This is a genomic window from Microbacterium sp. (assembly GCF_040394595.1).
Taxonomy (GTDB): Bacteria; Actinomycetota; Actinomycetes; order Actinomycetales; family Microbacteriaceae; genus Microbacterium.
Window position 1 is genome coordinate 363,068 of sequence record NZ_JBEBSA010000002.1, and the last position, 25,771, is coordinate 388,838.

The 25,771-nt window shown below is 70.6% G+C and carries 25 protein-coding genes; 16 read left to right on the plus strand and 9 right to left on the minus strand.

Translation table 11 applies throughout. The features are described from left to right. Positions 1-3: 3 nt before the first annotated feature. The 3 genes from ABWO84_RS04470 to ABWO84_RS04480 form a co-directional block, all read right to left on the minus strand. A complete protein-coding gene (locus ABWO84_RS04470) occupies positions 4-1,299 on the minus strand; it encodes an MFS transporter (protein WP_353112942.1) in 1,296 nt (431 codons plus the stop codon). A 172-nt stretch (positions 1,300-1,471) separates the two neighbouring features. Then, positions 1,472-2,659, minus strand: coding sequence for a CaiB/BaiF CoA transferase family protein (locus tag ABWO84_RS04475; RefSeq protein ID WP_353112944.1), 1,188 nt, complete (start codon positions 2,657-2,659; stop codon positions 1,472-1,474). A 3-nt stretch (positions 2,660-2,662) separates the two neighbouring features. Then, positions 2,663-3,265: a helix-turn-helix domain-containing protein gene (locus ABWO84_RS04480; protein ID WP_353112946.1), complete on the minus strand. Its 603-nt coding sequence runs from the start codon at positions 3,263-3,265 to the stop codon at positions 2,663-2,665. Positions 3,266-3,440: 175 nt separating this feature from the next. Between ABWO84_RS04480 and ABWO84_RS04485 the strand changes: the two genes are divergently transcribed. Next, positions 3,441-4,655, plus strand: coding sequence for a glycosyltransferase (locus ABWO84_RS04485; RefSeq protein WP_353112948.1), 1,215 nt, complete (start codon positions 3,441-3,443; stop codon positions 4,653-4,655). A 10-nt stretch (positions 4,656-4,665) separates the two neighbouring features. On the opposite strand, the gene ABWO84_RS04490 is transcribed toward ABWO84_RS04485, so the two are convergent. Both ABWO84_RS04490 and ABWO84_RS04495 read right to left on the minus strand, forming a co-directional pair. Continuing rightward, positions 4,666-5,100 carry a hypothetical protein gene (locus ABWO84_RS04490; RefSeq protein ID WP_353112950.1) on the minus strand — a complete coding sequence of 145 codons (435 nt, stop codon included), beginning with the start codon at positions 5,098-5,100 and terminating at the stop codon, positions 4,666-4,668. Between the two features lie 68 nt (positions 5,101-5,168). After that, positions 5,169-5,297: a hypothetical protein gene (locus ABWO84_RS04495; protein ID WP_353112952.1), complete on the minus strand. Its 129-nt coding sequence runs from the start codon at positions 5,295-5,297 to the stop codon at positions 5,169-5,171. A gap of 87 nt (positions 5,298-5,384) precedes the next feature. Between ABWO84_RS04495 and ABWO84_RS04500 the strand changes: the two genes are divergently transcribed. Further along, a complete protein-coding gene (locus ABWO84_RS04500) occupies positions 5,385-6,338 on the plus strand; it encodes a GlxA family transcriptional regulator (protein WP_353112954.1) in 954 nt (317 codons plus the stop codon). On the opposite strand, the gene allB is transcribed toward ABWO84_RS04500, so the two are convergent. After that, on the minus strand, positions 6,339-7,733 hold the full coding sequence (gene allB, locus ABWO84_RS04505) for an allantoinase AllB (RefSeq protein WP_353112956.1): 1,395 nt from the start codon (positions 7,731-7,733) through the stop codon (positions 6,339-6,341). It abuts the gene before it with no gap. A gap of 143 nt (positions 7,734-7,876) precedes the next feature. On the opposite strand from allB, the gene ABWO84_RS04510 reads away from it, so the two are divergent. The 5 genes from ABWO84_RS04510 to pucL all read left to right on the plus strand — a co-directional run bounded on the left by ABWO84_RS04510 (position 7,877) and on the right by pucL (position 11,145). Continuing rightward, positions 7,877-8,734 (plus strand): HpcH/HpaI aldolase/citrate lyase family protein, encoded by an 858-nt coding sequence (locus tag ABWO84_RS04510; protein WP_353112958.1) that lies wholly within the window; start codon positions 7,877-7,879, stop codon positions 8,732-8,734. Positions 8,735-8,757: 23 nt separating this feature from the next. After that, a complete protein-coding gene (locus tag ABWO84_RS04515; protein WP_353112960.1) occupies positions 8,758-9,231 on the plus strand; it encodes a peroxiredoxin in 474 nt (157 codons plus the stop codon). 166 nt (positions 9,232-9,397) lie between these two features. Next, complete coding sequence (gene uraD / locus ABWO84_RS04520) at positions 9,398-9,901, plus strand: 2-oxo-4-hydroxy-4-carboxy-5-ureidoimidazoline decarboxylase (protein WP_353112962.1); 504 nt, start codon at positions 9,398-9,400, stop codon at positions 9,899-9,901. Next, positions 9,898-10,239: a hydroxyisourate hydrolase gene (uraH, locus tag ABWO84_RS04525; RefSeq protein ID WP_353112964.1), complete on the plus strand. Its 342-nt coding sequence runs from the start codon at positions 9,898-9,900 to the stop codon at positions 10,237-10,239. The genes uraD and uraH overlap by 4 nt, the downstream gene beginning before the upstream one ends. A gap of 12 nt (positions 10,240-10,251) precedes the next feature. Continuing rightward, on the plus strand, positions 10,252-11,145 hold the full coding sequence (gene pucL / locus ABWO84_RS04530) for a factor-independent urate hydroxylase (protein ID WP_353112966.1): 894 nt from the start codon (positions 10,252-10,254) through the stop codon (positions 11,143-11,145). 96 nt (positions 11,146-11,241) lie between these two features. Here the strand turns inward: pucL and ABWO84_RS04535 are convergent, their stop codons facing one another. Beyond that, complete coding sequence (locus ABWO84_RS04535) at positions 11,242-12,009, minus strand: IclR family transcriptional regulator (RefSeq protein ID WP_353112968.1); 768 nt, start codon at positions 12,007-12,009, stop codon at positions 11,242-11,244. 426 nt (positions 12,010-12,435) lie between these two features. Here ABWO84_RS04535 and ABWO84_RS15820 point away from each other — a divergent pair, with 426 nt between their 5' ends. The 7 genes from ABWO84_RS15820 to ABWO84_RS04570 all read left to right on the plus strand — a co-directional run bounded on the left by ABWO84_RS15820 (position 12,436) and on the right by ABWO84_RS04570 (position 19,620). Next, a complete protein-coding gene (locus tag ABWO84_RS15820; protein WP_502915380.1) occupies positions 12,436-12,594 on the plus strand; it encodes a hypothetical protein in 159 nt (52 codons plus the stop codon). 76 nt (positions 12,595-12,670) lie between these two features. After that, complete coding sequence (locus ABWO84_RS04545; protein ID WP_353112970.1) at positions 12,671-13,951, plus strand: DUF6986 family protein; 1,281 nt, start codon at positions 12,671-12,673, stop codon at positions 13,949-13,951. Beyond that, the gene (locus ABWO84_RS04550) at positions 13,948-14,757 is read left to right on the plus strand and encodes a bifunctional allantoicase/(S)-ureidoglycine aminohydrolase (RefSeq protein ID WP_353112972.1); all 810 of its coding nucleotides are present in this window, start codon (positions 13,948-13,950) and stop codon (positions 14,755-14,757) included. The genes ABWO84_RS04545 and ABWO84_RS04550 overlap by 4 nt, the downstream gene beginning before the upstream one ends. A 175-nt stretch (positions 14,758-14,932) precedes the next feature. Beyond that, a complete protein-coding gene (locus ABWO84_RS04555) occupies positions 14,933-15,718 on the plus strand; it encodes a hydroxypyruvate isomerase family protein (protein ID WP_353112974.1) in 786 nt (261 codons plus the stop codon). A 24-nt stretch (positions 15,719-15,742) separates the two neighbouring features. Next, entirely contained in the window at positions 15,743-16,627 is an 885-nt protein-coding gene (locus tag ABWO84_RS04560) for a 2-hydroxy-3-oxopropionate reductase (protein WP_353112976.1), read from the plus strand. 77 nt (positions 16,628-16,704) lie between these two features. Continuing rightward, positions 16,705-18,483 (plus strand): glyoxylate carboligase, encoded by a 1,779-nt coding sequence (gene gcl, locus ABWO84_RS04565; protein ID WP_353112978.1) that lies wholly within the window; start codon positions 16,705-16,707, stop codon positions 18,481-18,483. 15 nt (positions 18,484-18,498) lie between these two features. Continuing rightward, positions 18,499-19,620, plus strand: coding sequence for a glycerate kinase (locus ABWO84_RS04570; protein WP_353112980.1), 1,122 nt, complete (start codon positions 18,499-18,501; stop codon positions 19,618-19,620). 67 nt (positions 19,621-19,687) lie between these two features. On the opposite strand, the gene ABWO84_RS04575 is transcribed toward ABWO84_RS04570, so the two are convergent. Next, positions 19,688-20,395, minus strand: coding sequence for an NRDE family protein (locus tag ABWO84_RS04575; RefSeq protein ID WP_353112982.1), 708 nt, complete (start codon positions 20,393-20,395; stop codon positions 19,688-19,690). A gap of 60 nt (positions 20,396-20,455) precedes the next feature. Between ABWO84_RS04575 and coaBC the strand changes: the two genes are divergently transcribed. Then, a complete protein-coding gene (coaBC, locus tag ABWO84_RS04580; protein WP_353112984.1) occupies positions 20,456-21,649 on the plus strand; it encodes a bifunctional phosphopantothenoylcysteine decarboxylase/phosphopantothenate--cysteine ligase CoaBC in 1,194 nt (397 codons plus the stop codon). 234 nt (positions 21,650-21,883) lie between these two features. Continuing rightward, on the plus strand, positions 21,884-24,028 hold the full coding sequence (locus tag ABWO84_RS04585; RefSeq protein ID WP_353112986.1) for an ATP-dependent Clp protease ATP-binding subunit: 2,145 nt from the start codon (positions 21,884-21,886) through the stop codon (positions 24,026-24,028). A gap of 344 nt (positions 24,029-24,372) precedes the next feature. Here the strand turns inward: ABWO84_RS04585 and ABWO84_RS04590 are convergent, their stop codons facing one another. Further along, positions 24,373-25,746, minus strand: a complete 1,374-nt coding sequence (locus ABWO84_RS04590) for a glucose-6-phosphate dehydrogenase (RefSeq protein ID WP_353112988.1) — start codon at positions 25,744-25,746, stop codon at positions 24,373-24,375. Positions 25,747-25,771 lie beyond the last annotated feature (25 nt).

Below are 25,771 nucleotides of genomic sequence, written 5' to 3' on the forward strand. Positions count from 1 at the left end.
GGATCACTTTCCGAGGTGGACGCCGTTGACACGGCGGGCGACGAGGTAGAGGACGATGCTGAGGGCGCAGAGCACGGCGACGTAGGCCGGGAACAGCCAGTGCAGGCCGATGCTCTGGAACCACACGAGCAGGTAGGAGGCGGTGCCGCCGAAGATCGCGACGCCGAGCCCGTAGCCGAGCGAGGCACCGGCGCCTCGGTAGACCTTCGGCATGAGCGAGGCGGACACGACGTTGTAGAGCGTCATGTTGAGCACGAGCACGACCGAGCCCCCCAGCAGCACCGCGGCGAAGCCGCCGAGGCCCGGCTGCACGTAGAGCAGCATGATGAACACCGAGGGGATGGCGAGCAGCCGCGTGACGATGAACCAGCGCGAGAGGGAGCGTCCGTCGACGAGCTTGCCGACCACCAGGCTGCCGGCGACCATCACGAGCCCGAGCAGCGTGGTGTAGCCGAACACGGCGGAGGGGTCCTCCTTCATGGTGGTGCGCGCGGCGTTCGGGAGTCCGACGTTCCAGGCGTAGTTGTAGGCCTGCACGGCGCCGACGACGAACACGATCGCGAGCACGCTCAGCCAGCTGCGGCGGACGCCGGTCCACACCGATCCGGTGGTGGTGTCGGTGAGCTCCTCCCTGGTCATCGTCTCGGGGAGGGTGCGGCGCAGGTAGATGATGACGACGCTCAGCAGGGCGCCGACGACGAACGGGATCCGCCAGCCCCACTCCGACATCTCCGGCTCCTTGACGGCGAGGGTGACGAGCCAGGTCACCAGCGGCGCCCCCACGATGCCGATGTTCACGAAGAACGAGATGATGCCGGCGACGAAACCCTCGCGGCCCTCGGAGACGAGCTCGACCGCGTGCGCGGTGGAGAGCGGCGCCTCGACGCCCGTGGAGATGCCCTGCACCACGCGGCACAGCAGCAGGATGACGCCCGCCCAGGCGCCGATGACGTCGTAGGTCGGGACGACGGCGATCACGAGGGTGCTGATCGCCATGAGGACGATCGACAGCATCATCACCTTGCGGCGGCCGATGCGGTCGGCGGCGGTGCCGAGGATGATCCCGCCGAGCGGACGGAAGAAGAAGCCGACCGCGAACACGGCGAGGGCGCTCATGGTCGCGGCGACGGGGTCCTCGGCGGGGAAGAACTTCGGGCCGAGGTAGGCGGACAGGAGTCCGAAGATCATCCAGTCGTACCACTCGAGGGTGTTGCCGAGGCCGAGGCCGAGGAGGCCGCGCTTCGCTTCGGGAGTGAGGCGGCGGATGGTCTGCGGGGTGTCGACGGTGGTGTCGGTCATGATGCTCCTTGTCAAGCGACACTGCTTGCAGGCTGTTCGGGCGCGCCGAAGGGCCTGGGGATGAAGGAAAGGGGATGCGCGGGTACGCATCGGTACATCGGGTGAGGCTCCGGATCGCCTCGGTGCGGTTGTTTCAGCTTACTGAAGAAGTTTGAGATATCAAACAGAAAATTTAGAGAATCGAGCCTTTTGTCTTCATGGTGTCGATTCTGATCGGGTCGTACCCGAGCTCGCCGAGAATCTCTGCCGTGTGCTCGCCCAGTCTCGGCGGCGCGTGACGCACCAGCGGAGGCACCTCCGACAGGGCGATCGGCGGGGCGATCGTGCGCACCGTGCGGCCGTCCTGGTCCTCGAACTCGAGGATCATCCCGTTGTGCGCGGTCTGCGGATCCTGCAGCGCCTCGGCGAGCGTGCGCACCGGACCGCACAGCACGTCCTCGTGCTCGAGCGCGGCGAGCCACTCCACCGAGGTCCCCTGCCGCAGGCGGTCGCCGATGATCCCGCGGATCTCTGCGCGGTTCTCCTTGAGGCGGTCCAGCGTCGCGAACCTCTCCTCGCGCGACAGGTCGGGGAGGCCGAGCGCGCGGCAGATGTCGGCCAGCGGGTTCTCCTTGAAGGCGCCGATGATGACGATCTCCGTGTCGCCGGTCGGGAAGCAGCCGCTCAGCGGCATCAGGGCCCAGTTGAGCTCCTGGTCGTACATCAGCCGCGTGGTCGCCTCCTGCATCTGCATCGCGAGCATCGAGTTGTACAGGCTCACCTCGACCCGCTGGCCGACGCCGGTGCGCTCGCGGTGCAGGAGCGCGAGGAGGATGCCCTGGGCGAGGTGCAGGCCGGCGGTGTAGTCGGCGATCGGCGTCGCGTAGATCGTCACCGGATAGGCCGGGTCCGCCAGGCGCTTCATGACGCCGGAGTAGGACTGCCCGAGGATGTCCTGCCCGCCCTTGTGCGCATAGGGGCCCGAGGAGCCGAAGCCCGAGCCGCACGCCCAGATCGCGCGCGGGTTGAGCGCGGCGACCGCGTCGGCGCCGAACCCCAGCCGCTCCATCACCCCCGGCCGGAAGTTGCTCACCACGACGTCGGCGGTGCGGATGAGGTCGGTGACCGTCTGCCGCCCCTCGGTCGTGCCGAGGTCGACGACGATCCCGCGCTTGTTGCGGTTCAGTGCGAGGAAGACGGGGTTGTCCCCGCCGGTGTCTGCCAGCACGCCGGTGCGGGACAGGTCGCCGCCGCCCGGTCTCTCCACCTTGACCACGTCAGCGCCGAAGTCGCCGAGCATCTGCGTGCACGACGGCCCGAGCATGACCTGCGTGAAGTCGACGACGCGGATGCCGTCGAGGGGGCGGGAGCCGGCGGTCACGGGTCACCACGTGGGAGGCGTGTTGACCCACACGGCCACGCACTGCTCATCCGAGGAGTTGCGGAACCAGTGCGGCTTGGTGGAGTCGAAGCGGATGGAGTCGCCGGTGCCGAGCGCGAACAGCTCGCCGTCGATGCAGACCTCGAGCCGGCCCGAGATGATGAGGCCGAACTCCTCGCCGCCGTGGGTGAAGGGGGTCGCGCTGGTGTCGTGTCCCGGGTCGGTGACGACCCAGAGACCTTCGAGCGACCCGTTGAGGTCGGGCACGAGCAGCTCGTACACCGCGTGGCCCATGCCCTCCGGCGTGCTCCGGCGGAGGTCTCGCCGCTCGTTCCGCCGCACGACCGGCGACTTGTTCTCGTGGTAGGAGGGGAGGAGCTTCCCGACCGGGATGTCGAGGCCGTGGGCGAGCTGGGCCAGCGTCGTGAAGGAGGGGTTCGCCCGCCCGCGTTCGAGCTGGCTGATGATCGCCGGGCTCAGGCCCGTGGCGTCGGCGAGCTCCGCGAGCGTGAGCTTCTTCTTCTTGCGCAGTGCGCGGACGGTCTCGCCGATGCCCTCGAGGAGGTCCGCGACGGCCGGCCCGGACGGTGTGGAGGTCGTGCCCATGGTGACTCCCGGGAAGATGGTCCGTCAATTATATTGAATCTCTTCACCAACGCGCGCGAATCGGGGCGGCCGTCCGCGCCGGGCCGCCTCCGGGGGCGTCCCAGACCCCTCGGGTAGAGTGGCGACCGCCCTCTCGGGGGCATCCTGCCGGCCGCACCGTGAGGCGACGAACCCTGTGACGACATCCGATGACCATCGCGATCCCGCCGCTTCGGCGTCCCCGCGTCCGCTGAAGATCCTCATCGGCGCCGACACCTTCTCACCGGACATCAACGGCGCAGCCCGCTTCGCGGAGCGCCTCGCCGCCGGGCTCGTGCAGCGAGGGCACGACGTGCACATCGCCGCGCCGAACACCGCGTACCGGCGCTCGGCGACGCACACCGAGGTCATCGAGGGCGAGCCGATGACCATGCACCGCCTCCCGGCCGTGCGCTGGCTGCCCCATGACTGGCTCCGGTTCGTGTGGCCGTGGCGCTCGAAGCACTACGCGCGCAAGGTGCTCGACGAGGTCGAGCCCGACGTCGTGCACAGTCAGTCGCACATCGTGATCGGCCGCGGACTCACCCGCATCGCGCATCAGCGCGGCATCCCGGTGATCGCCACGAACCACGTGATGGCCGAGAACATCCTCGACCACACCACCATGCCGAAGTTCATCGACAAGATCGTGCTGAAGCTCGCCTGGGACGACGCCAAGCGCACCTTCGACATGTCGCGCGCGGTGACGACGCCCACCCGCAAGGCGGCCGATTTCCTCGAGGCGACGATCGACATCGACGGCGTCGTGCCGATCAGCTGCGGCATCGATCGCCGCAACTACACGCCGGTGGTCGCCCCCCGCGAGAAGAACCGGATGATCTTCGTCGGGCGACTCACGGCCGAGAAGCAGGTCGACGTCGTGCTGCGCGCGATGACCGTGCTCGACCCCTCGCTCGACGTCTCGTTCGACATCGTGGGCGGCGGTGATCAGCGCAAGAACCTCGAGTCGCTCACCCACCAGCTCGGGCTCGACGACAGGGTCACCTTCCACGGCCGGGTGGACGACGACGAGCTGCGGGCACTGTACTCGCGGGCCTCGCTGTTCGTGATCGCCTCGATCGCCGAGCTGCAGTCGATCGCCACGATGGAGGCCATGGCCTCGGCGCTGCCGGTGGTCGGCGCCGACGCGGTCGCCCTTCCGCACCTCGTGCACGACGGTGAGAACGGCTACCTCTTCGAGCCGGGCGAGGTCGACGATCTCGCCGAGAAGCTCACGCGCGTGCTCACCGCCGCGCCGGAGGAGTACGAGCGGATGCAGCGCGCCTCGCTCGACGGCGTCGCGGTGCACGACATCAACCGGACGCTCGACACGTTCGAGGCGCTCTATCGCGGGGAGTCGCTGCCGGAGTGATCCGGCGGAGTCAGAGGCCCCGCGCGATCAGCGGGATCACGATCCCGCTGATGATCCAGCCGATCAGCACCTGGAGGATCCCGAAGGCCGCGACGCCCACGGCGATCCCGGCGCGGATGTTCCGCCCCGGTGTGCGCAGGGCGAGGATGCCGAGGATCAGCGCGGGGGCGAACAGCACGAGGTTCGCGATCGACGACACGGCACCCACGCCGCCGAACAGCAGGGGGTTCCGGGTGGTCAGGATGAGTATCTGCTGGGTGATCCCGAGCGCGGCGGAGAGCGCGACCGCGACGATCACGATGATGAGGGCGATCCGGCCGAGCGGGCTTTCGGGAGCCGCCGGGGCGGGGCGGGCCTGCGGGGGGCCTGAGAGCGGCTGTGGCGCGGAGTACGCGGAGTAGGCAGGGTATCCGGGCTGCGGTGCGGGCGTCTGGGGATCGCTCATGCTGCCGATGGTACGCGAGCGGTCCCTGCTCGCGGGGTCGTTTCGTCTCCGCCGCTGCGCGGTTGCGCTCAACGGTCGGCGGCGGGGGCGCGGGACCAGTCGGTGGCGACGGGGCGGTATCCGTCGCGTCTGATGTCGACCACCAGGGCGACGAGGCTCCAGAGGGAGAGGGCGGCGAGGACGATGACGAGAACCATGGCAGAAACGCTACGATCAGTTCAGACCGGCCACGAGTGGCGGAAAAGACTATGATCAACGGAAAACTGCCAACGTCGGGGGAGCCCATGAAGACCGTCGCCTGCGTCATCCAGGACGGATTCGCGCCGTTCGAGTTCGGGGTCGCCTGCGAGGCGTTCGGCCTCGACCGGTCGGAAGACGGCGTTCCGAACTTCGACTTCCGGGTGGTCGCCCCGCGCGCCGGGGTCGTCGAGTCGAAGGTCGGGTTCTCGGTGAACGTCGAGAACGACCTCGCCTTCGCCTACGAGGCCGACCTCGTGGTCTTCTGCCCGATTCCGAGCGCGTACTGGTCGCGGATCGACCCCCTGCTCATCGCCCTCGCCCGCGACGCCGTGGAGCGCGGGGCGTGGGTGATGAGCGTGTGCAGCGGATCGTTCATCCTCGCGGCGGCGGGCGTGCTCGACGGGCGGCGATCGACCACGCACTGGATGTACGCGCACCGGATGGCGGAGATGTACCCGCGGATCGAGATCGACCCCGACGTGCTCTTCGTGCAGGACGGACGGATCATCACCAGTGCGGGGACGGCCGCGGGGATCGACGCCTGCCTGCATCTGCTGCGCATCGAGCTCGGCGCGGAACTGACCAATCGCATCGCCAAGCGCATGGTGGTGCCGCCGCAGCGGGACGGGGGCCAGGCGCAGTACGTCGACCGCCCGCTTCCCGTGCACGCCAGCGACTCCCTCGCGGCGGTCGCCGACTGGGCCGTGCAGCACCTCCGCGAGGAGCTGTCCGTCGACCAGCTCGCCTCACGGGCCCTCATGTCGCCGCGCACCTTCGCCCGCCGGTTCAAGGCCGAGTTCGGGGCCACGCCCGCCGCGTGGCTGGTGCGGCAGCGGATCATCCACGCCCAGCGGATGCTGGAGGGCACCGACTGGGGCCTCGAGCGCATCGCGGAGGAGTGCGGCTTCGGGTCGGCGGCCGTGCTGCGGCAGGGCTTCTCGCGGGTGCTGGACACCACGCCGACCGCGTACCGCGCACGGTTCACGACCGCCGCCTGATCAGCCGAGCATCCCGCGTCGCAACAGGCGCCCCTTCGGGGTCTCGCCGTCCACGACCTCGCCGTGCAGGTAGGTGCGGCGCACGACGCCCGCGAGCGCGCGCCCCTGATAGGGGGTGAGGCGGTTCTTGTGATGCAGCTTCGTGACGTCGACGACGAACGCGTCGTCGGCCGCGAACACCGAGAAATCGGCGTCGTAGCCGGGGGCGATACGGCCCTTGCCGGTGAGCCCGGCGAACTGTGCGGGGCGCTCGCTCATCCACGTGACGACGGTCTCGAGCGGCAGGCCCCGCTGCCGCGCCTCGGTCCAGATCAGTGACAGGCCCAGTTGCAGCGAGGAGACCCCGCCCCAGGCCACGCCGAAGTCGCCGTTGTCGAGATCCTTGAGGTCGATGGTCGAGGGGGAGTGGTCGGAGACGATGAAGTCGATCGTGCCGTCCTCCAGGCCCTGCCACAGCAGCTCCCGGTTTCCGGCCTCGCGGATCGGCGGGCAGCACTTGAACTGCGTGGCGCCCAGCGGGATCTCCTCGGCCGTCAGCGTGAGGTAGTGCGGGCAGGTCTCGACCGTGAGCCTCAGCCCGTCGCGCTTCGCGGTGCGGATCATCGCCAGCGCGTCCGAGGAGGACAGGTGCAGGACATGGGCCCGCGCGCCGGTCCACCTGGCGCGCTCGATGACCTCGGCGATCGCGAGGTTCTCCGCGCCGCGGGGGCGCGAGGCGAGGAACTTCGCGTAGTCGTCGCCCTCCGGCGAGGGGGCACGGTCGATCGCGCGGGAGTCCTCGGCGTGCACGATCATCACGGAGTCGAACGTCGCGAGCTCGCGCATGTCCTCCTCCATCTCGTCGGGATCGAGAGGGGGGAACTCGTCGACGCCGGAGTGCAGCAGGAAGCACTTGAACCCGAAGACGCCGGCGTCGTGCAGGCCGCGCAGCTCGCCGGTGTTCCCCGGCACGGCGCCGCCCCAGAAGCCCACGTCCACGTGCACCTGGTCGCGCGCGACGTCGCGCTTGACGTTCAGCGCCTCGACGTCGACGGTGGGAGGGATGCTGTTCAGCGGCATGTCGAGGATGGTGGTCACCCCGCCCGCCGCGGCCGCCCTGGTGGCCGAGGCGAAGCCCTCCCACTCCGTGCGGCCGGGCTCGTTGACGTGCACGTGGGTGTCCACCAGGCCCGGGATGAGCGTCTCATCGGGGGTGAGCTCGACGACCTCGTCCCCGATGAGGCCGTTGCCCAGCGGCTGCATCGCGACGATCACGCCGTCGCGCACGCCCACCTCGCGGGGGCGGATGCCGGAGCTGGTGAGCACGCGCTCGCCGCGGATGACGAGGTCGTAGCGCTCGCCGGTCGGGTCGAGCGACGCCGGTCCGGCGTCGCGGTGCTCGTTCTCCTGGCCCATGCGATGGTCTCCCTTCTGCGGGCGGCTCTGCCCGGTGTCGCGCGAGGCGCTGATCCGATTGTGCGGCCTGCACGGTGGTACCGGCATCGGGATCGGCCTATACTTTCGTACCATAAAAAGAGATTTCCATCGAACGGAAAACAATGAACGCTCCCCTTCCTCCGCGCGGCCTGCGCGACGTCGCCCCCGAACTCGCCCGATCCTGGCTGCTCGTCGCTGCGACGCGGCCGGAGGGCTTCGACGAGGCCGCGGCCTCGCCCGCCGACGCCGTGGTGCTGGATGTCGAGGACGCCGTCGACGCGAGCCGCAAGGACGGGGCGAGGGAGGATGTGGCGCGCTGGCTGCATGGCGAGGGTGAGGCGTGGGTGCGCGTCAACGACGTCACGAGCCCGCACTGGGCCGCCGACCTCGAGGTGCTGCGCTCCGCTCCCGGCCTCCGCGGGGTGATGCTGGCCAAGACCGAGTGCGGCAGCCAGGTCACCGACACCTTCAACAGGCTGGGCGGCCGCGTGCCGGTCATCGCCCTCGTCGAGTCGGCGCTCGGCATCGAGAACGCCACCGAGATCGCCCGCGCCGAAGGCGCGTTCCGCCTGGCGTTCGGCAGCGGCGACTTCCGCCGCGACACCGGGATGTCGGCCGACCGCGAGGCCATGGCCTACCCGCGCGCCCGGCTCGTGATCGCCAGTCGCTGCGGCGACCTTCCGGGACCGATCGACGGGCCGACCGTCGGCACCAACCATCCCCTCCTTCGGGAGCAGTCGGCGATCACGGTGTCGATGGGCATGACGGGCAAGCTCTGCCTCTCGCCGGACCAGACCCCCGTGGTGAACGAGGTCATCAGCCCCACCCGCACCGACGTCGAGTGGGCGTTCACCTTCTTGGAGGACTTCGACGCCCGCGGCCGGATCGTCCGCGACGGCAGCGACCTCCCGCGCCTCGGGCGCGCACGCAAGATCATGCAGCTGGCCGAGGCATTCGACGTGCGCATCGTCGTGCACTGACCTGCTATGGAATGGAGAGGGCAATGACCGAACGACTCGCGGTGGGCGATGCCGCCCCCGACTTCGCACTCGACGACGCCGACGGCGTGCGCGTCGCGCTCGCGGACTTCCGCGGACGCGACGTGGTCGTCTACTTCTATCCGAAGGCGGCGACGCCCGGATGCACCACCGAGGCCTGCGACTTCCGCGACAGCCTCTCCGCGCTCGCCGCGGCGGGCTATGCGGTGATCGGAGTCTCCCCGGACGACGTCCCGGAGATCAGGGCGTTCGCCGACGCCGAGGGGCTGACCTTCCCGCTGCTGGCCGACATCGGCACCGAGACGGCGCGCGCATGGGGCGCCTGGGGCGAGAAGACCGTCGACGGTCGCACCTTCGAGGGCGTCATCCGCTCGACGTTCGTGCTCGACGGCGAGGGCGTCGTCCGGCGCGCCGAGTACGGCGTCGATGCGAACGGCCATGTCGCCCGGCTGCGGGCCGAGCTCGGCGTCGATGCCTGAGGCGGGAGCCGTCGGCGTCCGGAACCCTTGACATCCCCGTCGGGGCTCCGCATACTACTTACACATGCTGAAATAACAGTTCCGGTATACGGAAAGAGTTGATCACAGACCTCTGGATCTCCGTATAGCCTTACACGCCGGATGCCAGCACGCTTGAGGATCGAAGATGTTGCTCAAGGAGTTCAACTCCGCACCGCGCGACGAGGCCGTCGCCGTCGTGAAGCCCGCGCTGGACATCCCCCGCTGGGTCGAGGGGATCGTCGACGCCCGTCCGTACGAGAGCGTCGCGGCGCTCGTCGACGCCGCCATGGAGGCCGCCGCGCCGCTCACCGAGGCAGAGCTCGACGCCGCTCTCGCACACCACCCCCGCATCGGGGAGCGGGCGCAGGGGGCGAGCGCCGAGGCTGCGCACGCCCGTCGTGAGCAGGCCGGCGTCGACGCCTCGGCCGCCGAAGCACTGGCCGCGGGCAATCGCGCCTACGAGGAGCGGTTCGACCGGGTCTTCCTCGTCCGTGCCGCCGGGCGCTCGGCCCAGGACATCCTCGCCCTCCTGCAGCAGCGCCTGGGCAACACCGACGAGCAGGAGCTCGCGGTGGTGGACCAGCAGCTGCGGGAGATCGCCGCCCTGCGCCTCGCCGGAGCCATCGAGACAGAAGGAGCACGCCCATGAGCGTCTCTCACGTGACCACCCACATCCTGGACACATCGATCGGGCGCCCCGCGCCCGGCGTCGCCGTCGCACTCGAAGCCCGAGACGGTGACGGATGGGTCGGGATCGGTACGGGCTTCACCGATGCCGACGGGCGGGTGAAAGACCTTGGCCCCGAGCGGCTGGAGAGCGGTGCCTACCGTCTCCGGTTCGACACGGCGGCCTACTTCGCCGGCATCGAGACGGACGCCTTCTTCCCGGAGGTGGTGCTGACCTTCCTGGTCGACGCCGAGCAGGAGCACTACCACGTGCCGCTCCTGCTGAGTCCGTTCGCGTATTCCACCTACCGAGGAAGCTAAGAGGAGACCGACATGACCGACATCGTCCTGGGGAAGAACCAGTACGGCAAGGCGGAGAACCGCGTCGTCCGCATCACCCGCGACTCCGCCCGTCACGAGATCGAAGACCTGAACGTCACCTCGCAGCTGCGCGGCGACTTCGACGCCGTGCACTTCGCGGGCGACAACGGGCACTGCGTGCCGACCGACACGCAGAAGAACACGGTCTTCGCCTTCGCGAAGGACGGCATCGGCAGCCCCGAGGAGTACCTGCTCCGGCTCGGCCGTCACTTCACCGGCGAGTTCGACTGGGTGACCGGCGGCCGCTGGGCCGCCGAGCAGTACACCTGGGCGCGCATCCAGGGCGACGACGGCGAGCACGACCACGCGTTCGTCCGCGCGGGCACCGAGACCCGCACCGCCGTCGTGCAGATCGACGGAGACGACACCACGATCATCGCCGGCCTGCAGGACCTCAAGGTCCTCAAGTCCACCGCGAGCGGCTTCGTGGGCTATCCCAAGGACAGGTACACGACGCTCCCCGAGACGGAGGACCGCATCCTCGCCACCTCGGTGACGGCCAAGTGGCGCTACAACCGCCTAGACCTCGACTTCAACGCGGTCTACGCGGACGTGCGCCGCCTGCTGCTGGCCGGCTTCTCGCGCAACTACTCCTACGCGCTGCAGCACACGCTGAAGGAGATGGCCGAGGCCGTGCTCGACGCGCACCCCGAGATCGACGAGATCCGGTTCTCCACGCCGAACAGCCACCACTTCGTCGTGGACCTGTCGCCGTTCGGGCTGGAGAACCCGAACGAGGTGTTCTACGCGGCCGACCGTCCCTACGGCCTCATCGAGGCTTCGTTCCTGCGCGACCGCGCGGACACCGACCACTGGTCGTGGGACGGCGTCGCCGGCTTCTGCTGACCCGCGGCGCGGCCAGGGCCCGTCCTCGACAGGCGGGCCCTGGCCGCCGTCCGCGGCTCGGAGGAGACGCGGAGCATCCTCCCCGCGCGTCGCGGGTCAGTCCTCCAGATCGGCGCCGATGGTCGCGGCGGCCCTCCGCAGCAGGGGCACCGCCCGCGCGCCGAACCTCTCGTCCACGCGGGAGATCGGTCCCGAGACCGAGACCGCCGTCGGCGTCGGGGCGTCCGGCACCGCCATCGAGAAGCAGCGCACGCCGATCTCCTGCTCCTGATCGTCGATGGCGTACCCGCGCTCGCGGATCACCTGGAGCTCGGAGAGCAGCGCGTCGACGGAGCCGATGCTGTGCGGTGTCGGGGTCGGCATGCCCGCACGACCGACGATGCCGCGGACGGTCTCGTCGGGGAGCTGCGCGAGGATCGCCTTGCCGACGCCGGTGTCGTGCAGGTGGGCGCGGCGCCCGACCTCGGTGAACATGCGCATCGAGTGGGAAGACGGCACCTGGGCGACGTAGACCACCATGTCCCCGTCGAGGATCGCCATGTTCGCGCTCTCGCCGAGCTCGTCGACGAGGCGCTTGAGCTGCGGCCGGGCGAGCGCCCCGAACTGCCGGGAAGCGCCCTCGCCGATGCGGATCAGCCGCGGGCCGAGGGCGTAGCGGCGGTTCGGGAGCTGCCGCGCGTAGCCGAGGCCGACGAGCGTGCGCAGCAGACGGTGGATGGTGGGGAGCGGCAGGTCGGTCGATCCGGCGAGCTCGCTGAGGGTGACATCGCCGCCGGCATCCGTCACGAGCTCGAGCAGCTCGAAGACGCGCTCCACCGACTGCACCCCGGAACCCGGGCTCCGCGCGGCCTTCTTCTCTGTCATGGGGGACACCTCACTCCTGCGTTTATTCCATCATGCGAGAGACCGGCGCCGCCAAGACGGCGGGCCGGTCATGATCATGCTTGCGGGGTTCTTCTGCTCTATGGATAATTGAGTCCACGATACGAAAATCATAGAAGTATATGAAAGCACACCGTGGGTCGGATCCGCCAGGGTCCGGCCCGCCTCGATGGGGAGGAACACACATGGCGAATCCGGATCCCGGGAACTCCGTCACGCCGCGGATCGACGCGCCGTCGAGCTTCGGTGTCACCAGCGAGCCCGCCGCCGTGGCCGCCGTCGACATCGCGGCGAGGGGGGAGGGCGCGGTCGTGTGCGCGACGGCGAACCCCACTCCGGAGATCGGCAACGTCCCCGGGCGTCTTCCGCGGGCTGCTCGACGCCGGGGTGTCGCACATCACCCCGCCTATGCTGGTCGCAGCCGCCGAGGCCATCGCCGCGCGCGTGGGCGAGGACGAGCTCAATGCGAGCTTCATCATCCCCAGCGTGTTCGATCCGCAGGTGGCCGGCGCGGGCGCCGAGGCGATCGTCCGCGTCGCCGGGTCGACCGCCTCGAGCAAGGAGTGACCGCCGTGAGCCCCATCGTCATCACGCCCGCCGCCCCGCCCCGCGCCACCGCCCGTCCGAACGGGGCGGTGCGCTGATGGCGGCGGAGACGACGCTCGGCGAGGACGACCTGGTCCGCGCCGACGACGGGCTGCGGGCCACCGACGCGCTGCTGCGGGACTCGTATCCGGGCGACGACGGCACCCGCCAGCCCGTGCACACCGTCTACGTGCCGGCCGACCGGTTCGATCCCGGTATGCCCGCCCGCTGGGGCGCCGAGGCCGCGGAGGCCGTCGCCGTCGCGGGCGGGACCGCCCGGCTCGCAGAGACCGTGGGGCTGGGCGAGCTGGCGGAGGAGCTCTCCCCGCTCGTCGACGCGAAGCTCGCCGCCGAGCCGATCGAGGACCTGCGCCTCGACTTCGAGGACGGCTACGGCGCCCGCGGAGACGAGCAGGAGGACGCGGACGCCGTCCGCGCGGCCGACCGGGTGCTGGCCGCGCTCTCGGAGGGCGTCGCCCCGCCGTTCGTCGGCATCCGCTTCAAATGCTTCGAGGCGCCGACCCGGCGCCGGGGCATCCGCACGCTCGACCTCTTCGTCACGCGCCTGGCGCAGGGGGGAGGGCTCCCGGACGGCCTCGTCCTCACTCTGCCGAAGGTGACGACCGTCGATCAGGTCGACGCGATGGTCGTGCTCGTCGAGCGGCTCGAGGAGCGCCTCGGCCTCGCTCCGGGGCGACTGCGGTTCGAGGTGCAGATGGAGACCCCGCAGCTGGTGGTGGCGGCCGACGGCACCGTGCCGGTGGCCCGGCTGCTGCACCGTTCGCCGGGGCGCGTGTCGGCGCTGCACTACGGGACCTACGACTACAGCGCCTCGCTGCAGATCGCCGCCGCCCACCAGTCGATGGAGCATCCGGCGGCGGACTTCGCCAAGCAGGTCATGCAGGTCGCGGTGGCGGAGACCGGGGTGCGGCTCTCCGACGGATCGACGAACGTCATCCCGGTGGGGGATCCCGCGCACGTCCGCGACGCCTGGAGGCTGCACGCTCGCCTGGTGCGCCGCTCCCTGGAACGCGGCTACTACCAGGGCTGGGATCTCGCCGCGACTCAGCTGCCGACCCGCTTCCTCGCCACCTACGCGTTCTACCGGGAGGGGTTCAGGTCTGCGGCGCGGAGGCTCGACAACTACCTGCACGGCAGCGACGCGACCATCATGGACGAGCCGGCGACCGCGAGGGCCCTGGCGCGCTTCGTCGTGCGCGGGCTGGAGTGCGGGGCCGTCACCGAGGCGGAGGTGCGGGATGCCGCGGCCGCCACGCCCTCCGAGCTGGTCGCGCTCGCGCATCCGAAGCTCGCCACATCCGAGAAGGAGCATTCATGAGCTACTACACGCCGCGCGGCGGACTGCCCCCGCAGACCGCCCTGCTCACCGACCGGGCCGTCGTCACCCTCGCCTACACCTTCATCCCGAAGGGGGTGCTGCGCGACATCGTCACCAGCACCCTTCCGGGGTTCACGGCCACTCGGTCGTGGATCATCGCACGCCCCACCCCGAGCTCCGCCACGACGTTCTCCCAGCTGATCGTCGAGATCTCCCCGGGCGGCGGTGCGGAGAGGCCCGAGCGGCAGGCGGGCGTCGAGGGTGTGGTGTTCGTCACCACCGGCCGCCTGACGCTCACGCTCGAGGGGGAGCGGCACGTGCTGGAGGAGGGCGGGTACGCCTTCCTCGCTCCGGGGGCGACGTGGTCGCTCGCCAACGAGGGCGACGAGATCACGAGCTTCCACTGGATCCGCAAGGCTTACGAGTACCTCGACGGCGTCCCGGCCCCGGCCTCCTTCGTCACGCGCGATCAGGACGTGGAGCCGGTCCCGATGCCCGACACCGACGGCGCCTGGGCGACGACCCGCTTCGCCGACTCGAACGACATCGCGCACGACATGCAGGTGAACATCGTGACCTTCCAGCCGGGCGGATCGATCCCGTTCGCGGAGACGCACGTCATGGAGCACGGACTCTTCGTGCTGCAGGGCAAGGCCGTCTACCGGCTCAACGACGACTGGGTGGAGTGTGAGGCGGGGGACTACATGCTGCTCCGCGCCTTCTGCCCGCAGGCCTGCTACGCGGGCGGCCCCGAGCCCTTCCGCTACCTGCTCTACAAGGACATGAACCGCCAGATCGTGCTCTGACCCCGGGCCCGCAGCCCCGCGCCTTGCTCGCAGCTCGAAAACGCATCCCCGGAGGCCTCCGGGGATGCGTTTTTCACCTCCCCTCCCGCTGACCCGTTGACATGGCGGGGTCGTCGAGCGTAGAGTTTCGAGAAACAGAAAAGAAATTCCACGATCCGAAATCAAGGAAGATGACATGAGCGACACCGTCAACTGCTCGATCCTGCTGACCGACCTGCCTCTTCCCGAGCGTCCGGCGGCCGCGAAGGCGGCCGGGTTCGACGCGGTGGAGTTCTGGTGGCCGTTCGCCGCCGCCGTGCCCGAGGCCGGCGAGGTCGACGCCTTCGTCGCCGCGATCCAGGATGCGGGAGTGCGGCTCACGGGGCTGAACTTCTACGCCGGGGACATGCCCGCCGGCGACCGCGGGATCGTCTCCTGGCCCGGACGCGAGGGCGAGTTCCAGGCGAACGTCGAGGCCGTCGTCGCGATCGGCGAACGCCTCGGCACCCGGGCGTTCAACGCCCTCTACGGCAACCGCGTCGAGGGGGCGTCGGCGCAGGAGCAGGACGACCTCGCCGTGCGGAACCTCGCGTTCGCCGCGCAGGCCGTCGCCCGCATCGGCGGCGTCGTGCTGCTCGAGCCCGTCAGCGGGGCCCCCGCCTACCCGCTCACGAAGGCCGCCGATGCCCTGGCCGTCATCGACCGCGTGCGCGCCGAGCACGGCGTGGACAACGTGCGCCTTCTCGCCGACTTCTACCACCTCGCCGTCAACGGGGACGACGTGCCCGCGGTCATCGCGGCCCATGCGGCGGACTTCGGCCACATCCAGATCGCCGACGCTCCGGGGCGCGGCGAGCCGGGCACCGGCGACCTGCCGCTGGCGGACTGGATCGCCGCCTCCCGCGCCGGCGGCTACGCCGGCCCCATCGGCCTCGAGTACAAGGCCACCCAGGCGGATCCCTTCGCCTGGGCCCGCGACTGACACCATCCGCGAAGGAGCGACGACATGACCAGCATCGCCATCATCGGCCTCGGCATCATGGGCCTGCCCATGGCCAGGAACCTCGTCACCGCCGGATTCGACGTGACCGGCTTCAACCGCAGCCAGGAGCCGATCGACGCGCTCGTCGCGGCCGGCGGCACCGGAGCGAGGAGCATCGCCGACGCCGTGAAGGACGCCGACGTCGTGATCACGATGGTCCCCGACTCCCCGGACGTCGAAGGCGTCGTCCGCGGCGAGGACGGCGTGTTCGCGAACGCCAGGCCCGGAGCCCTCTGGATCGACAACTCCTCGATCCGCCCCGACGTCGCCAAGGCCCTGGCCGAGGAGGCCGCGGCCGCAGGGCTCGGCGCGGTCGACGCGCCCGTCTCGGGTGGCGAGCAGGGCGCGATCGACGGCGCGCTGTCGATCATGGTCGGCGGATCCCCGGAGCACTTCGCCGCGGCCGAACCCGTGCTGAACGCGATCGGGAAGACCATCGTGCACGTCGGCCCGGCCGGTGCCGGCCAGACCGTCAAGGCGGCGAACCAGCTGATCGTGGCCGTCAACATCCAGGCGCTCGCCGAGGCGATCGTCTTCCTCGAGGCGTTCGGCGTCGACACCGACGCCGCGCTCACGGTGCTCGGCGGAGGACTCGCCGGCTCCAAGGTGCTCGATCAGAAGGGGCGGAAGATGCTCGACCGCGACTTCGCCCCCGGATTCCGCCTCGCCCTCCACAACAAGGATCTGGGCATCGTCACCGCCGCTGCACGCCAGGCCGGGGTCACCGTCCCGCTCGGCGCCGCGGTCGCACAGCTCGTGAACGCCCTCGTCGCCCGCGGCGACGGCGGGCTCGACCACTCCGGGCTGTTCTCCCTCACCGCTGAGCTCTCCGGACGCCCCGGTCGCTGACCGGAACCCTCGCTCGCCCGACGGCCGCCGCGACCACCGGCGTCCGCTCAGCGCCCCATCGAACCTAAGGACCTCTCATGACCCGTATGCGCGCAGTCGACGCCGCCGTCGCGATCCTGGTGAAGGAGGGCGCCACCGAGGCGTTCGGCCTTCCCGGAGCGGCGATCAACCCCTTCTACTCCGCGATGCGCGCCAACGGCGGCATCCGTCACACCCTCGCCCGCCACGTCGAGGGCGCCTCGCACATGGCCGACGGCTACACCCGTGCCGCCGACGGCAACATCGGCGTGTGCATCGGCACGTCGGGCCCCGCGGGCACCGACATGATCACCGGCCTCTACGCGGCGATCGCCGACTCCGTGCCGATCCTGTGCATCACCGGCCAGGCGCCGGTGGCGAAGCTGCACAAGGAGGACTTCCAGGCGGTCGACATCGAGGCGATCGCGAAGCCGCTCACCAAGATGGCGATGACGGTGCTCGAGCCCGCCCAGGTGCCGGGTGCCTTCCAGAAGGCGTTCCAGCTCATGCGTTCGGGTCGTCCGGGCCCCGTGCTCATCGATCTGCCGTTCGACGTGCAGCTCGCCGAGATCGAGTTCGACATCGAGACCTATGAGCCGCTGCCCGTCGTCACGCCGGCCGCCACCCGCGCGCAGGCGGGGAAGGTGCTCGACATGCTCACCGCCGCGGAGCATCCGCTGATCGTCGCCGGCGGCGGCGTGATCAACGCCGGCGCCTCGCGGCAGCTCGTCGAGCTGGCCGAGCTGCTCGGCGTGCCGGTGGTCCCGACCCTGATGGGCTGGGGCGCGATCGCCGACGACCATCCGCTCGCCGCAGGCATGGTGGGGATCCAGACGTCGCAGCGCTACGGCAATGCGAGCTTCCTCGAGTCAGACTTCGTGCTCGGCATCGGGAACCGCTGGGCGAACCGCCACACCGGCGGCCTGGACGCCTACACGAAGGGCCGCACCTTCGTGCACGTGGACATCGAGCCCACGCAGATCGGCCGCGTCTTCGCGCCCGACTACGGCGTCGTCTCCGACGCGGGCGCCTTCCTCGACGTGATGCTCGAGGTCGCCCGGGAACGGGCGGTCTCCGGCAAGCTGCCGTCCTATCTGGGCTGGGCCGAGGACTGCCGCGTGCGCAAGGCGAGCCTGCAGCGCAAGACCAACTTCGAGGACGTGCCGATCAAACCGCAGCGCGTGTACCAGGAGATGGTGCAGGCCTTCGGGCGCGACACCACCTACGTCACCACGATCGGCCTCTCGCAGATCGCCGGCGCACAGCTGCTGCACGTGTACGGCCCCCGCAAGTGGATCAACGCAGGTCAGGCGGGCCCGCTCGGGTGGACGGGCCCCGCGGCCCTCGGCGTCGTGCGGGGGAAGCCGGGGGAGTCGGTCGTTGCTCTGTCGGGGGACTACGACTTCCAGTTCATGGTCGAGGAGCTCGCCGTGGGCGCCCAGCACAACCTGGGCTACATCCACGTCGTGGTGAACAACAGCTACCTGGGGCTGATCCGCCAGTCGCAGCGTCCGTTCGAGATGGACTACCACGTGTCGCTCGCCTTCGAGAACATCAACTCCCCGGAGACGAACGGCTACGGCGTCGACCACGTCAAGGTCGCCGAGGGGCTGGGGTGCAAGGCGATTCGCATCGAGCGTCCGGAGGACCTGGCCACCGGCTTCGCCGAGGCCGAGAGGCTGAAGCAGGAGTTCCAGGTGCCGGTCGTGGTCGAGGTCATCCTCGAACGCGTCACCAACATCGCCATGGGCGCGGACCTCGACAGCATGACCGAGTTCGAGGACCTCGCCGAGAAGGGCGAGGACGCCCCGGCGGCGGTCTACGCCCTGCTCGACTGATCGCGTCGCTGAGCCATGCGCATCCTCATCGCCTCGGACAAGTTCAAGGGCTCAGCGACGGGCGCAGAGGTCGCGGCCGCGCTCGGTGGCGGCATCCTGGCAACGGCGCCGGATGCCGTCATCGACGCGGTCCCGGTCGCGGACGGCGGCGAGGGGACGGTCGAGGCCGCCCTCGCCGCCGGCTTCGAGGCCGTGGAGGAGGTCGTCACCGGCCCGACCGGCGAAGCCGTGACCGCGAGGTTCGCGGTGCGCGGCGCGGAGGCCGTCGTCGAGATGGCGGCGGCCAGCGGGCTCGACGTGCTCCCCGGAGGGAGGAAGGCGCCGCGGAAGGCGACGAGCCGCGGAACGGGCGAGCTCATCCGTGCGGCCCTCGACCGCGGATGCCGGTCGATCGTGCTCGGGGTGGGCGGCAGCGCGAGCACCGACGGCGGGGCGGGGATGCTGGAGGCGCTCGGCGTCGTGCTGCGCGTCTCCGGTCGTCCGGTCGGCCCGGGCGGGGCGGCGCTCGCCGCGCTCGACGAGGTCGATGCGTCGGGGCTCGACCCGCGGATCGCCGAGACCGAGGTCGTGCTCGCGAGCGATGTCGACAACCCCCTCCTGGGGGAGCGCGGGGCCGCTGCGGTGTTCGGGCCGCAGAAGGGGGCGACGGCGGACGACGTCGACGCACTGGAGCGTGGTCTCGCCCGGTTCTCCGGGATGGTCGACGAGATGCCCGGAGCGCGCGCGTCGGCCGGGTCGCCCGGTGCCGGCGCCGCCGGCGGCGTGGGCTACGCCGCGCTGGCCGTGCTCGGGGCGCGGAGGGAGCCCGGCATCGACGTCGTGCAGCGCCTCACCCGCCTGGCCGAGAGGATCGACGGCGCCGATCTCGTCATCACCGGGGAGGGGAGTCTCGACGACCAGAGCCTCGGAGGGAAGACCCCGCTCGGGGTCGCCGCGGTCGCGAGGGCCGGAGGGGTGCCGGTGATCGCGGTCTGCGGGCGGTCGACGCTCGACGAGGAGCAGGCCGCCGCGGCGGGGTTCGCCCGGATCTACGTGCTGAGCGACCTCGAGCCCGATCCCGCCCGGAGCATGGCCGACGCCCTGCCGCTGCTCCGCCGCGTCGGGGAGCGCATCGCCGCCGAGCATCTCACCCGCTGACAGGACGGGCCGCGGGGCAGGTGGTTGCCGAGCGGAGCCGCGACGCGTTTCGTCTCGCTGCGCTCGCTCAACGGCTCCCGGGGAGATGGGCGGGGTGGTCGAGCACGACCTCGTCGATCGTGACGCCACCGTCTTCGATCGTGGCGGTGCAGTAGAGCAGCGACTGCGTCGGATAGCCGTGCGGGCGATTGTCGCGGATGATCGCGCGATCATCCTCCGGGGGAAGCGCAGCGGTCTCGGCGAGCAGGGCGACCCACTGCGCGATCAGCCCGCCGGCATCCTCTCCGGCGTCCGCCGCCGCACGGAAGCGCGGGAGCCAGGCCTCGATCCGGGGTGTGCGCCGGTCGTCGAGGTCGTCGTGCGCGATCATGTGCACCCCGGGTGCGATCGGGGTCTCCCGCAGCTCCTCGCCGTCCCAGGAGAGCACGCGGGAGCCCTCCGGCGCGACCTCGATCAGATTGAACCCGTGCATGGGCAGTGGCGCGACCGGCGGACGTCCCGCCACCGACTCGAGGGCGAGCGAACCGCGCGACCGCACTCGATCCTCGTCCAGGGCGAGTACGTCGGCGCGGTTCAGCAGCACTGCGAGGCGACGGGCCTCCGGATCGTAGGCGAGCCACGCCCCTCCGGCCCTCCGGTCGCGGATGCCGATCACTCCGGGGTACTCCTGCGGCCACCAGGCGCCGAGGTCGTCCCATTCTCGCCGGGGATCTTCGTCGCGCACGGCCAGCAGGCGGGCCGCTCCGGGCTCGGCATCGATGACGACGGTGCACACGTCGGCCAGTCTAGGTGCGCTCCGGTGCCCGATCGGCCGTGCTGAGGCAGAATCGAAGGCGTGGACATCGTGGTGGGGGTCACCGGCGGCATCGCCGCGTACAAGTCGGTGCAGCTCGTGCGGCTGCTGACGAAGGCGGGACACGACGTGACGGTCGTCCCCACCGAGGACGCGCTGCGCTTCGTGGGCCTGCCCACCTGGGAGGCGATCAGCCGGCATCCGGTCACCACCAGCGTGCACGAGGACGTCGCGCGCGTGCGTCATGTCGCACTCGGGCAGGCGGCCGACCTCGTGATCGTCGCCCCGGCGACCGCGAACACGATCGCGCGGATGGCGGCGGGCATCGCCGACGATCTGCTCGGCACCACTCTGCTCGCGACGACGGCGCCGGTCGTGATCGCCCCGGCGATGCACACCGAGATGTGGCAGCATCCCGCGACCAGGGCGAACATCACCACCCTGCACGGGCGGGGCGTGCGGATCCTCGGCCCGGGCGAGGGAGAGCTCGCCGGAGGGGACTCCGGGCCGGGCCGGATGCTCGAGCCCGAGGAGATCGTCGCCGCCGTGCTCGCGCCGCGCGATCTCGAAGGGCTGCGTGTGATCGTCTCGGCCGGGGGGACCCGCGAGCCGATCGATCCCGTGCGCTTCATCGGCAACCGGTCGAGCGGACGGCAGGGGGCGGCGCTCGCGCTCGCCGCCGCGGAGCGTGGCGCGGATGTCGTGCTGGTGTCCTGCCACATCGACGGCGAGGTGCTGCAGGACGCCGTCCGGCATCCCGCTGTGCGGATCGTGCCGGTGGGGACCGCGGCGGAGCTGGGCGCGGCGATGGATGCCGAGGCTCCTCGCGCCGACGTCGTGGTCATGGCGGCCGCGGTCGCGGACTACCGCCCTGCGGAGGTGTCCGAGGGGAAGCTCACGAAGGAGGCGGGCGTGCTGACGCGGATCGACCTCGTGGAGAACGCCGATATCGTGGCGGGCCTCGCCGCAGGGCGTCCGGACGGTCAGACCGTCGTCGCCTTCGCCGCGGAGACCCCGCGCGACGCGGAGGAGCTGCTCGCCCGTGCCCGCCGCAAGCGCGAGCGGAAGGGCGTCGACCTGCTCGTGGTCAACGAGGTCGGATGGGATCGCGGCTTCGAGGCCTCTGAGAATGCGGCGCAGATCGTCGGCCCAGGCGGAGAGGTCATCGCCCGGGCGTCTGGCGCGAAGCGCGAGGTCGCCGACGCCGTCTGGGACGCGGTCCTGTCCGTGCGCTGACCGGGGCCTGTTCCGGGTCCCGGTGGGATGCCTGCCCCCCCCGTGACGTTCTGCATCCGTTGTGACGTTCTGCATCCGGATTCCCGGATGTTCGGGTGCGGGTTGTCGCTCGGGGTGCGGATCGTTGGGTGTGTTCGGGGCCTGGCGACGGAAGAAGCCGCGTGATAAACTTGAGTCCGATCAACTCAAGTTTGAAATCCGCAGGAACAGCAGAAGGAGACCCCAGGAGGACGAATGACCAACCCCGCACAGCAGGAAGAGCAGCAGAGCGCACTCGAGCAGTTCGGCATCAACCTCACCGATCGCGCCCGTCAGGGCAAGCTCGATCCGGTGATCGGCCGGGACAGCGAGATCCGCCGCGTGAGCCAGGTGCTCACCCGGCGCACGAAGAACAACCCGGTGCTCATCGGGGAACCGGGCGTCGGCAAGACGGCCGTCGTCGAGGGGCTTGCGCAGCGGATCGTCGCGGGCGACGTCGCGGAGTCCCTCAAGGACAAGGAGCTCGTCTCGCTGGACATCTCGGCGCTGGTCGCCGGAGCGATGTACCGCGGGCAGTTCGAGGAACGTCTCAAGAGCGTGCTCAAGGAGATCACCGAGTCCGACGGGCGGGTCATCACATTCATCGATGAGCTGCACGTGCTCATGGGTGCGGGTGGCGGGGAAGGCTCGGTGGCGGCGTCGAACATGCTCAAGCCGATGCTCGCCCGCGGTGAACTGCGGATGATCGGCGCGACCACGCTGAACGAGTACCGAGAGTTCATCGAGAAGGATGCGGCGCTCGAGCGCCGGTTCCAGCAGGTGTACGTCGGCGAGCCCACCGTCGAGGACACGATCGCCATCCTGCGCGGGCTCAAGGAGCGCTACGAGGCGCACCACAAGGTGGCCATCTCGGATGGCGCCCTCGTCGCCGCGGCCTCCCTGTCGCACCGCTACCTGCCCGCACGGCAGCTGCCGGACAAGGCCATCGACCTCATCGACGAGGCGGCGTCGCGGCTGCGCATGGAGATCGACTCCGCGCCCCTCGAGATCGACGAGCTGCGCCGTCACGTCGATCGGCTGAAGCTCGAGGAGCTCGCGCTGAAGAAGGAGAAGGACGCCGCCTCGAAGGAGCGTCTCGCGACCCTGCGGACCGACCTCGCCGCCGAGGAGGCGAAGCTCAAGGACCTGCAGGCCCGCTGGGAGCAGGAGCGCGCCACCCTCAACCAGGTCGGCGACCTGAAGACCCGCCTCGACGCCGCGCGCAGCGAGGCGGAGCGGGCTCAGCGCGAGGGCAACCTCGAGAAGGCGTCGCGTCTGCTGTACGCCGAGATCCCGGCGCTGGAGCGTCAGCTCGTCGACGCCGAGCGCGCCGAGTCGAGCGAGGACAGGATGGTCGGCGACCAGGTCACCGACGAGGACATCGCCGAGGTGATCGCGGCGTGGACCGGCATCCCGGTCGGACGCCTCATGCAGGGCGAGAGCGAGAAGCTGCTGCATCTGGAGTCCGAGCTCGGACGTCGCCTGATCGGGCAGAAGGACGCGGTCACGGCGGTTTCCGATGCGGTGCGGCGCTCGCGCGCGGGCATCAGCGATCCCGGCCGCCCGACCGGATCGTTCCTGTTCCTCGGGCCGACCGGCGTCGGCAAGACCGAGCTCGCGAAGGCCCTCGCCGAGTTCCTCTTCGACGACGAGCACGCCATGGTGCGGATCGACATGTCGGAGTACGGCGAGAAGCACTCCGTGTCGCGTCTGGTCGGCGCCCCTCCGGGATACGTCGGCTACGAGCAGGGCGGCCAGCTCACCGAGGCGGTGCGCCGGCGCCCCTACAGCGTGGTGCTGCTCGATGAGGTCGAGAAGGCGCACCCCGAGGTGTTCGACGTGCTCCTGCAGGTGCTCGACGACGGGCGGCTCACCGACGGTCAGGGCCGAACGGTGGACTTCTCCAACGTGATCCTCATCCTGACGAGCAACATCGGCTCGCCGATCCTCATCGACCCGACCCTCTCGACCGAGGTCAAGAGGGAGCAGGTGATGGCGCTCGTGCGGCAGGCGTTCCGCCCCGAGTTCCTCAACCGGCTCGACGACATCGTCATGTTCCAGGCGCTGAGCGAGGATGACCTCGCGCAGATCGTGTCGCTGTCGGTCGACCAGCTGCAGACGCGGCTGCGCGATCGCCGGCTCACGCTCGCGGTCACCCCGGATGCCCGGTCGTGGCTCGCCGAGCGCGGATACGATCCGGTGTTCGGCGCCCGCCCGCTGCGCCGGCTCATCCAGACCGAGGTGCAGAACCGTCTCGCGACGGGGCTGCTCTCCGGCGGGGTGCACGACGGCGACACCGTGCGGGTCGACATCGCGGCCGACGGCTCGGGTCTCGTGCTCACGGCTGCTCCCGGGGAGTGACGGCCCGGGAGGGAGAGCCGGTCCCTCCCGGAGTGCGGTCCCTCCCTGGGTGCGGTCCCTCCCTTCCGTCTCGGGGTGCGGTCCCTCCGGTCCGTCTATTCGTCAGAAAGTCCCGTTATTCGCGCCGAATAACGGGACTTTCTGACGAATAGACGGTGGGGAGCCGGATCCCTCAGGCCCATATCCCGGGGGCGTTGATCCCGGGGGCTCGTACCCCCCCCGGGGCTCGCGCGCTCGGGCCCGTACCCCCCCCGGGGGCATACCCGGGGCTCGCACTCCCCGGGGGCTCGCCCCCCTGGGTTCCGCGTGCTCCGGCCTGAGCGGAGAGTCCTCGAGGCAAGGGCTCAGCGGGCGGAGGTCGGCCAGGCGGCCGGGCCGCGGGTGCCCGCGGGGTAGTCCTCGATCGGCACGTCGCCGCGGTTCCACGCATCGCGCACGGGCTGGATGATCCGCCAGCACTGCTCCGCGGCATCCGCCCGCACCGACAGCGCGACGTCGCCGTCGAGGATCTCGCTGAGCACCTCGGTGTAGGCCAGCAGCGTGCCCTTGCCGAGCTTCGTCGACAGGGTGTCCCTCCGGAGCGCGAACGGGTCGTCCCCGCCGTTGACGTTCAGCTCGAGATCGATCCGGTCGGGTCCGAGCGTGAACCGCAGCACTCCGCCGTCGGTCGGCGTGCCGGTGAGTCCGCCCGGGATGTGCCGCACCGGGCGGAACGTCACCACGATCTCCGCGCACCGATCGCCCATCGCCTTGCCGCTCCGCAGCGTGAACGGCACGCCGGCCCAGCGGGCGGTGCGCACCTCGCAGGTGATCTCGGCGAGGGTCTCGGTGCCGCGTGCCGGGTCGACGCCCTCCTCGTCCACATACGACGGCACCGCCCGGTCGCCGATCTTCCCGGCCGTGTAGCGGCCCCGGCGCGTCGACCGCACCGGGTTGTCGTCCCAGATGGCCGTCGCCCGCAGCGCGGCGGCCATCGCGTCGCGCAGGTCGATCTCGTCGAGGTCTGCGGGCTGCTCCATCGCGAGCACCGCGAGCACCTGCAACAGGTGGCTCTGGATCATGTCGATCATCGCGCCGGCCTTGTCGTAATAGCGCGCGCGGTTCTCCAGCGCGAGTGCCTCGTCGTAGCGCACCAGCACCGACTCCACATGGTCCGCCGACCACACCGGCTCGATGAGACGGTTCGCGAACCGCACGCCGAGCACGTTGATCAGCGTCGACCGGCCCAGGAAGTGATCGACGCGGAAGATCTGCTTCTCCGGCACGATCTCGGTGAGCAGCTCGTTCAGCTCCCTGGCGCTCTTCTCGTCCGAGCCGAACGGCTTCTCCAGCGCGAGCACGGTCTCGGGCGGGAGGTGTAGGTCGCGCAGCACGGTGCAGGCGGCGACCGAGACCGCGGGCGGCAGCGCGAAGTAGATCACCAGCGGCCCCTCGACCCCCTCCACGAGGCCGGCGAGCGCGGTCGGATCGGTCACGTCGGCGCGGGTGTAGGTGGTGCCCGCGACGCGGGGCGCCTCGTCGGCGGCGTCGACGGAGGCGAACGCCTCGCGCACGGTGTCGCGCCAGCGTTTCGCCGACCACTCGTCGGAGCCCGCGCCGCGAAGCGTGAGCTGCCGGTCGGGCTGGCGGCGCAGCAGCTGCCCGATCGCGGGGAGCAGCAGTCGTGAGGTCAGGTCTCCGGATGCTCCGAGGATGAGCAGGGTGGTCGCTCTGGACATGTCCCCAAGATATGCCGCGCGGCTC

What these genes read in the sequence shown, in the direction of transcription:
- ABWO84_RS04470 (WP_353112942.1), bottom strand. Translation starts at nt 1,299, where the DNA reads ATGACCGACACCACCGTCGACACCCCGCAGACCATCCGCCGCCTCACT.
- ABWO84_RS04480 (WP_353112946.1), bottom strand. Translation starts at nt 3,265, where the DNA reads ATGGGCACGACCTCCACACCGTCCGGGCCGGCCGTCGCGGACCTCCTC.
- ABWO84_RS04490 (WP_353112950.1), bottom strand. Translation starts at nt 5,100, where the DNA reads ATGAGCGATCCCCAGACGCCCGCACCGCAGCCCGGATACCCTGCCTAC.
- ABWO84_RS04495 (WP_353112952.1), bottom strand. Translation starts at nt 5,297, where the DNA reads ATGGTTCTCGTCATCGTCCTCGCCGCCCTCTCCCTCTGGAGCCTCGTC.
- ABWO84_RS04500 (WP_353112954.1), top strand. Translation starts at nt 5,385, where the DNA reads ATGAAGACCGTCGCCTGCGTCATCCAGGACGGATTCGCGCCGTTCGAG.
- allB (WP_353112956.1), bottom strand. Translation starts at nt 7,733, where the DNA reads ATGGGCCAGGAGAACGAGCACCGCGACGCCGGACCGGCGTCGCTCGAC.
- ABWO84_RS04510 (WP_353112958.1), top strand. Translation starts at nt 7,877, where the DNA reads ATGAACGCTCCCCTTCCTCCGCGCGGCCTGCGCGACGTCGCCCCCGAA.
- ABWO84_RS04515 (WP_353112960.1), top strand. Translation starts at nt 8,758, where the DNA reads ATGACCGAACGACTCGCGGTGGGCGATGCCGCCCCCGACTTCGCACTC.
- uraD (WP_353112962.1), top strand. Translation starts at nt 9,398, where the DNA reads ATGTTGCTCAAGGAGTTCAACTCCGCACCGCGCGACGAGGCCGTCGCC.
- uraH (WP_353112964.1), top strand. Translation starts at nt 9,898, where the DNA reads ATGAGCGTCTCTCACGTGACCACCCACATCCTGGACACATCGATCGGG.
- pucL (WP_353112966.1), top strand. Translation starts at nt 10,252, where the DNA reads ATGACCGACATCGTCCTGGGGAAGAACCAGTACGGCAAGGCGGAGAAC.
- ABWO84_RS04535 (WP_353112968.1), bottom strand. Translation starts at nt 12,009, where the DNA reads ATGACAGAGAAGAAGGCCGCGCGGAGCCCGGGTTCCGGGGTGCAGTCG.
- ABWO84_RS15820 (WP_502915380.1), top strand. Translation starts at nt 12,436, where the DNA reads ATGCTGGTCGCAGCCGCCGAGGCCATCGCCGCGCGCGTGGGCGAGGAC.
- ABWO84_RS04545 (WP_353112970.1), top strand. Translation starts at nt 12,671, where the DNA reads ATGGCGGCGGAGACGACGCTCGGCGAGGACGACCTGGTCCGCGCCGAC.
- ABWO84_RS04550 (WP_353112972.1), top strand. Translation starts at nt 13,948, where the DNA reads ATGAGCTACTACACGCCGCGCGGCGGACTGCCCCCGCAGACCGCCCTG.
- ABWO84_RS04555 (WP_353112974.1), top strand. Translation starts at nt 14,933, where the DNA reads ATGAGCGACACCGTCAACTGCTCGATCCTGCTGACCGACCTGCCTCTT.
- ABWO84_RS04560 (WP_353112976.1), top strand. Translation starts at nt 15,743, where the DNA reads ATGACCAGCATCGCCATCATCGGCCTCGGCATCATGGGCCTGCCCATG.
- gcl (WP_353112978.1), top strand. Translation starts at nt 16,705, where the DNA reads ATGACCCGTATGCGCGCAGTCGACGCCGCCGTCGCGATCCTGGTGAAG.
- ABWO84_RS04570 (WP_353112980.1), top strand. Translation starts at nt 18,499, where the DNA reads ATGCGCATCCTCATCGCCTCGGACAAGTTCAAGGGCTCAGCGACGGGC.
- ABWO84_RS04585 (WP_353112986.1), top strand. Translation starts at nt 21,884, where the DNA reads ATGACCAACCCCGCACAGCAGGAAGAGCAGCAGAGCGCACTCGAGCAG.
- ABWO84_RS04590 (WP_353112988.1), bottom strand. Translation starts at nt 25,746, where the DNA reads ATGTCCAGAGCGACCACCCTGCTCATCCTCGGAGCATCCGGAGACCTG.